Source organism: uncultured Sphingomonas sp., from assembly GCF_946477935.1.
Taxonomy (GTDB): domain Bacteria; phylum Pseudomonadota; class Alphaproteobacteria; order Sphingomonadales; family Sphingomonadaceae; genus Sphingomonas.
Genome location: NZ_CAMLAC010000210.1, coordinates 1 through 6,398, shown reverse-complemented (window position 1 = coordinate 6,398; position 6,398 = coordinate 1). Strand labels below are relative to the sequence as shown.

The 6,398-nt window shown below is 69.1% G+C and carries 7 protein-coding genes; 5 read left to right on the top strand and 2 right to left on the bottom strand.

The window, feature by feature from the left end; translation table 11 throughout:
- The coding region (gene coxB, locus Q0U08_RS16485; protein ID WP_298092685.1) for a cytochrome c oxidase subunit II at positions 1 to 1,103 on the bottom strand (1,103 nt) is incomplete at its 3' end.
- Positions 1,104 to 1,306: 203 nt separating this feature from the next.
- On the opposite strand from coxB, the gene pyrE reads away from it, so the two are divergent.
- The 5 genes from pyrE to Q0U08_RS16460 are packed head-to-tail and all read left to right on the top strand — an operon-like array spanning position 1,307 to position 5,076.
- Complete coding sequence (gene pyrE, locus Q0U08_RS16480; RefSeq protein ID WP_298092683.1) at positions 1,307 to 1,891, top strand: orotate phosphoribosyltransferase; 585 nt, start codon at positions 1,307 to 1,309, stop codon at positions 1,889 to 1,891.
- Positions 1,891 to 2,619: a pyridoxine 5'-phosphate synthase gene (locus tag Q0U08_RS16475; RefSeq protein WP_298092681.1), complete on the top strand. Its 729-nt coding sequence runs from the start codon at positions 1,891 to 1,893 to the stop codon at positions 2,617 to 2,619. The genes pyrE and Q0U08_RS16475 overlap by 1 nt, the downstream gene beginning before the upstream one ends.
- Entirely contained in the window at positions 2,616 to 3,026 is a 411-nt protein-coding gene (gene acpS / locus Q0U08_RS16470) for a holo-ACP synthase (protein ID WP_298092679.1), read from the top strand. The genes Q0U08_RS16475 and acpS overlap by 4 nt, the downstream gene beginning before the upstream one ends.
- Positions 3,023 to 3,985, top strand: coding sequence for a signal peptidase I (lepB, locus tag Q0U08_RS16465; protein ID WP_298092677.1), 963 nt, complete (start codon positions 3,023 to 3,025; stop codon positions 3,983 to 3,985). The genes acpS and lepB overlap by 4 nt, the downstream gene beginning before the upstream one ends.
- On the top strand, positions 3,982 to 5,076 hold the full coding sequence (locus Q0U08_RS16460; RefSeq protein WP_298092675.1) for an AI-2E family transporter: 1,095 nt from the start codon (positions 3,982 to 3,984) through the stop codon (positions 5,074 to 5,076). The genes lepB and Q0U08_RS16460 overlap by 4 nt, the downstream gene beginning before the upstream one ends.
- On the opposite strand, the gene Q0U08_RS16455 is transcribed toward Q0U08_RS16460, so the two are convergent.
- On the bottom strand, positions 5,047 to 6,081 hold the full coding sequence (locus Q0U08_RS16455; protein WP_298092674.1) for a glycosyltransferase: 1,035 nt from the start codon (positions 6,079 to 6,081) through the stop codon (positions 5,047 to 5,049). The genes Q0U08_RS16460 and Q0U08_RS16455 overlap by 30 nt on opposite strands.
- Positions 6,082 to 6,398: the final 317 nt, after the last annotated feature.

The following is a 6,398-nucleotide window of genomic DNA, read 5'->3' as shown; positions in this document are numbered from 1 at the left end:
GTAGTGGCGGGAGCGGTTTCGGTGGCGGCGTTGTCGGCCGGACCGGTGGCGGCATCGGCGGCGTTCGCGGCCTCCTGCGCACCGGCCGAGGTGTCGGCGCCCGGCTGCGGGATCACCGCGGACGAGGGTGCGACGCTGCCGGGCATCTGACCGCCCTTGGCGCGGACCCAGGCGGCGAACTGCGCGGGCGGCACGGCCTGCACCGCGATCGGCATATAGGCGTGGCGCGGGCCGCAAAGTTCCGAGCACTGGCCGAAATACAGGCCCGGCTTCTCGATGGTGAAGCTGGTCTCGTTCAGGCGGCCGGGCACCGCGTCCAGCTTCATCCAGAAGGCGGGGATCGCCCAGCTATGGATGACGTCGTTCGAGGTGGTGATGAGGCGGATGGGCACGCCGACCGGCAGCACGACGCGGTTGTCGGCGGCGAGCAGGCGGGGACCGTCGGCATCGGTGCGGAACCGCTCGCCCGGCGCGACTTCGCCGCGCTCCTTCAGCATGTTGGCGGTCAGCTCGATGCCGCCGTGATCGGGATATTGATAGGTCCAATACCACTGGTTGCCGATCGCCTTCAGCGTGACGGCGCCGGCGGGGGCGGGCTTGAACTGCGCCTGGAGCAGCCCGATCGAGGGCACCGCGATGGCGACGAGCGCGAGCACCGGCAGCAGCGTCCACAGCACCTCGATCGTGGTGTTGTGGCTGGTCTTGGACGGGATCGGGTTGGCCGCGCGGCGATAGCGGACGACGACCCAGCCGAGCAGCGCCAGCACCAAGAGACAGATGGCGGTGATGACGGGCAGCAGCACGGCATTGTGCATCCAGTGCGCGAACTCGCCATTTTTGGTCACCTGCGGCTGCAGGCCCATTTCGCCGTCCACGGGAATGCCGATACCGGGCTGGATCGTGGTCGCGGGCGCGCCGTTCTGGGCGAGCAGCGGGCTGGTGGGCGCGGCGGTCGCAGGGGCCGCGGCAGAGGTGGGGGCGGTGTTCGACACGCCGGCCGGTTCGGCCGCCGCCTGCGGCGCCGCGGCGCCAGCAATCGTGGCCAAGCCCGTACAGGCAAGGCTCGCCGCGATCGCCAATCCCTTCAAACCCGAAATGCGCATGCCAATGGTCACCCCAGTTGTTCTCCCATGCGCCAGGCGTATCGTTTTTGGACCTTGCGAACGCAGGAAGCCGCCTTTTGCGGACAGCTATAGCATGGAGGCGCCATCCCTCAAGCCATCAACGGCCAAAATCCCCCGCAGGCCGCGTTGCGCGGCGTTGCGGGCATGCCTATGACGGCCGCCGCAACTGCCGGAGCCCGAAGATGACCGACGACGACGTGCTGGCCGAATTCCGCGCCGCACAGGCGCTGCTGGAAGGGCATTTCATCCTGTCGTCCGGCTTGCGTTCGTCACGCTATCTGCAATGTGCGCGCGTGTTGATGGACCCGCGGCGGGGCGCGCGGCTGGCGGAGGCGCTGGTGGAGCGTATTCCGGCCGAGCTGAAGGCGCGGATCGCGGCGGTGGTGTCGCCGGCGATGGGGGGCGTGATCGTCGGGCACGAAATGGGCCGTGCGCTGGGCGTGGAGGCGATGTTCGTGGAGCGGCCGACGGGCACGTTCGAGCTGCGTCGCGGCTTTCGCCTGGAGCCGGGCACCGAGGTGCTGATGATGGAGGATGTCGTCACCACCGGGCTGTCGGGGCGCGAGGCGATCGTCGCGATCGAGGCGGCCGGTGGCCGGGTGATCGCGGCGGGTGCGCTGGTCGACCGTTCGAACGGGACGGCGGACCTGGGCGTGCCCTTCTTTCCGCTGATCCGGCTGGACGTGCCGACCTATGATCCCGACGCCCTGCCGCCCGAACTGGCCGCGATCCCGGCGGTGAAGCCGGGCAGCCGGGCCGCCGCCTGATGGCCGGGCATCTGCGGCTGGGGGTCAATATCGACCATGTCGCGACGGTCCGGAACGCGCGCGGGGCGGGATATCCCGATCCGGTGCGCGCCGCGCTGCTGGCGGCGGAGGCGGGCGCGGACGGCATTACCGCGCATCTGCGCGAGGATCGGCGGCACATCACCGACGACGATATCGCGCGGTTGTCGGAAGGGCTGACCATCCCGCTGAACCTGGAGATGGCGGCGACCGACGAGATGCTGGCGATCGCGCTGAAGCATCGCCCGCACGCCGCCTGCATCGTGCCGGAAAAGCGCGAGGAGCGCACGACCGAGGGTGGGCTGGACGCGGCCGGGCAGCATAATCATCTGGCGCCGCTGGTGCGCGAACTGAGCGCCGCGCGCATCCGCGTGTCGCTGTTCATCGAGCCCGATGCGCGCCAGATCGAGGCGGCGATCGCGCTGGGCGCGCCGGTGGTGGAGCTGCATACCGGGCGCTATGCCGAGCTGGAGGGCGAGGCGCGTGCCGAGGAACTGCGCCGGCTGGCCGATGCCGCGGCACTGGCGGCGAAGAACGGCATCGAGGTGCATGCCGGTCATGGCCTGACCTATGACAATGTCGCCGCCATCGCCGCCATTCCGCAGGTTCGCGAACTGAATATCGGGCACTTCCTGGTCGGCGAGGCGCTGTTCACCGGGCTGGGCGAAGCGGTGCGGCGAATGCGGGCCGAAATGGATGCGGCCCGGTGATTATCGGGCTGGGGTCGGACCTGTGTTCGATCGAGCGGATCGCGCATTCGCTGGAGCGGTTCGGGGCGCGGTTCGAGAATCGTGTGTTTACAGAGGTGGAACTGGCGCGCGCGGCGCGGCGACCGTTCACCAAGGCGGGCACGCTGGCCAAGCGCTTCGCCGCCAAGGAGGCGTTTTCCAAGGCGGTGGGGACAGGGTTTGCCGCCGGCGTGTTCATGCGCGACATCGGGGTCGTCAACGCCCCTTCGGGAGCGCCGACACTGGCCCTGACGGGTGGCGCGAAAGCGAGACTTGACGCGCTGATCCCTGCGGGCCACGGCGCACATATTCACTTGACCATGACCGACGATCATCCCTGGGCGCAGGCCTTCGTGATTATCGAGGCGATACCGGAAGCCAATCCATGAAGGACGCGGTGTTGGACGGCAATCAGGCACCCCAGCCGAGCAGCGCGGGCACGCCTGAGACACGTGCGGCCGACACGCACGGGCGGACCGGCACCGACTGGTGGGGCGAGGTGAAGGGGATCTTCTGGCTGATCCTGATCGTGCTGGGGTTCCACAGCTTTATCGCCAAGCCGTTCTACATCCCCTCCGAATCGATGCTGCCAGGCCTTCAGGTCGGCGACCGGCTGGTGGTGTCCAAATTCGCCTATGGCTGGTCGTTCGTGTCGCCGACGATTCCGAACCCGGTCGCGATCTTCAAGGGGCTGGTGCTGCGCCAGCCCGAGGATAGCTGGTCGGTGCAACTGCCCTTCATCCAGGGCCGGCTGTTCGGATCGTTGCCGGCGCGCGGCGACGTGGTGATCGTGACGCCGCCGGGCACGCGCAACGATTATATCAAGCGCGTGATCGGCCTGCCGGGCGACCGGCTGGAGGTGCGCGACGGCACGGTGATCCTGAACGGCAAGCCGGTGGGTCGCGGTGCGGTGCATTATGACGACATCCCCGTCGACACCAACAGCCCGTGCAAGGCCGAGGATTATGGCGAGGAGGCGCGCATCACCCGCGCCGACGGCACCGAGGTGTGCCACTTGCCGATCGTGACCGAGACGCTGCCGAACGGCCGCCGCTACGACACGGTGGAACTGGGGTGGAGCCCGGGTGACAATTACGGGCCCATCCGTATTCCCGCCAACCATGTCTTCCTGATGGGCGATAATCGCGACCGCTCCGCCGACAGCCGCTTCGCGCTGTCCGAACTGGGGCTGGGGGGCGCGGTGCCCTATGAAAATCTGGGCGGGCGGGCCGAGTTCGTGACGTTCAGCCTGGACGGCGACGCGACGCTGAACCCGCTGACCTGGTGGGGGTCGCTGCGCTCCGGCCGGGCGGGCGCGTCGCTGCACCCGGTCGAGACGAAGCCATGACCGATCGGCCGGCTGGCGGCGCGCCGGACGTGACGGAGGCGGCACCGCTGGAGTGGCGAAGCACGTACGCGCGCCGTGAACTGCAGCGGGCGTCGATCTGGATCGGGCTGGCCGCGGCGCTGGCGCTGATCGTGCTGCTGGTCCAGCCGCTGCTGATCATCTTTGCCGGGCTGGTGTTCGCAGCCGTGCTGGACGGGGGCGTGCGGCTGCTTGGCCGGGTGCTGCCGATCGGGCGCGGCTGGCGGTTACTGATCATATGCCTGCTGGTCGTCGCGTTCCTGCTCGGCACCTTCTACCTGACGGGCGTGGAAGTGACGAAGCAGGTGACGCAGCTTCGCTCCACGCTGGAGGAGCAGGCCAACAAGGTGACGAGCTGGCTGAGCGCGCAGGGGCTGATGCCCGGCGCTTCGGATGTCAGCGGGCTGGCGCGCCAGGCGATGGGATCGATCGGGCGGATCACCGCGTGGCTGGGCAGCGCGGTGGGCGCGTTGACCACCCTGTTCATGATCCTGGTCGTCGGCTTGTTCGTGGCGATGGACCCGCGCGCCTATCAGCGCGGACTGGAATGGATGGTGCCGCGCGCCAACCGGGCGGAGTTCGGGCTGGTGCTGGAGCGCATGGCCAAGGTGCTGCGCCGGCTGCTCGCCGGGCGGTTGCTGGGCATGGCGATCGAGGGGGTGCTGACCGGGGTCGCGCTGATGATCGGCGGCGTGCCGATGGCGATGATCCTGGGCATATTGACCGGGCTGCTGGCGTTCATTCCCAATATCGGCGCCTTCATATCGGGCACGCTGATGATCGCCGTGGGCTTCTCGTCCGGCGTGGATACGGGGCTGTGGGCGATCGGCACCTATGTGATCGTGCAGACCTTCGACGGCTATGTCCTGCTGCCCATCGTCGCCAAGAAGACCGTGGACCTGCCGCCCGCGCTGACACTGGGTGCGCAGATCATGGCGGGCACGCTGTTCGGCATATTGGGGCTGGCGCTGGCCGATCCGATGACCGCCGCGATCAAGACCGCGCTGGAACGCTCGTCCGAGCGGGAGGAAGAACGCGACGGGTCAACGGATGGCGACGATCCGGTCGAATAGCGCCAGATAACGCGCGGGCGCGTCGTGGCCGGGCGGCGCGACGGGGTGCGGCATGGGCGTGCCCAGGGTGAGCCAGTGGCGCAATGCGGCGACGAGCGCGCGTGCATCGTCCCGGTCGACGACGGTGCCGTGCAAGGGCGTGGCGACGATCTCCGCCACGGCGGGCGACGAAGCCGTGGCGACGACCGGGCGACCGACCGACAGCGCCTCGCGCAGCACGCCGGGAACCCCTTCATAATCGGAGACCAGCGCGACGACATGCGCCTCCATCATCGCCGCCAGCGGATCGGCGGCATGGCCGGGCAGGGCGACGCGGTCCTGCAGCCCGGCGCGGGCGATCTGTGCCTCCAGCAGCGGGTGCAAGCTGCCTTCGCCGTGGATGACCAGCCGGATATCGTCGTCCAGGTGCGGCAGCGCCGCGATCAGCCGGTCCCAGCGCTTTTGCGGCTCCAGCCGGCCGACCCCCACGATCGTGCGCCGCGCGGGTGGTGACCGGACCGGCGGCGTCGGGGCGGGCGGGTTGGGGATGACAGCGGCAGCCATGCCGGTGGCGGCGGTCGCCTCCGCGGCGGTCGCCGGGGTCATCGCGACGAGGCCGTCGAGGAAGTGACGGTGCGCGGCCAGCCAGCGCGCATGACCCCAGCGGACGGGCGCGGCGAAATCCGGCCGGTGGCAGGCGTTCGACATCTTGGCGACGATCGGCGGGCAATCGGGCCCCAGGCGCAGGCGCGTCCAGGCGGCGAGCCCGGTATAATGGTTGCCCGGGCAGAACAGGATGTCCGGGCGCAGATCGGCGACGGTGCGGGGCAGCGCAACCGCCAGCCGGCCGCAGCGAATCGGCCGCAGCGTGTCGGGCAGTTCGCCCGCAAAGGCGCCGCCTTCCTCGCCCAAAAGCAACGTCACATCGCGTCCGGCATCGAGCCATCCGCGGATGAGACGAAGCTGCGCCCGCTCCACGCCGCCGCGAAGTGCTTGAGCATAAGTAAGGACGTGACGCGCGGGCATCGTCTGGCGATTAAGGGTGTCCAGAAGGCGAGGCAATCGTCCGCTGGCGCTCCATTGCGATCGTTTGCGGTCACACGTACGACGCATTTCATGGATAACGGCTCGCGGGTTCCGCGCGCCATTCGAGCGATGAAGCGTTGAACAGAATCCTGGTGAAGAACTCTGTTGATCGGGACGGGCGTATGACATCGCAGCGTATCGCGGATGTGCCGGCCGATCTGGCCGGGCTGGTGCCGCTGAAGACTCTGAAGCGGCGTTGGCCGGCGGTGATCGGCGCGGTGCTGACGCTGGCGATGGTCGTGGGGCTGGGGCGCGAG

What these genes read in the sequence shown, in the direction of transcription:
- Q0U08_RS16460 (WP_298092675.1), top strand. Translation starts at nt 3,982, where the DNA reads ATGACCGATCGGCCGGCTGGCGGCGCGCCGGACGTGACGGAGGCGGCA.
- Q0U08_RS16475 (WP_298092681.1), top strand. Translation starts at nt 1,891, where the DNA reads ATGGCCGGGCATCTGCGGCTGGGGGTCAATATCGACCATGTCGCGACG.
- Q0U08_RS16455 (WP_298092674.1), bottom strand. Translation starts at nt 6,081, where the DNA reads ATGCCCGCGCGTCACGTCCTTACTTATGCTCAAGCACTTCGCGGCGGC.
- lepB (WP_298092677.1), top strand. Translation starts at nt 3,023, where the DNA reads ATGAAGGACGCGGTGTTGGACGGCAATCAGGCACCCCAGCCGAGCAGC.
- pyrE (WP_298092683.1), top strand. Translation starts at nt 1,307, where the DNA reads ATGACCGACGACGACGTGCTGGCCGAATTCCGCGCCGCACAGGCGCTG.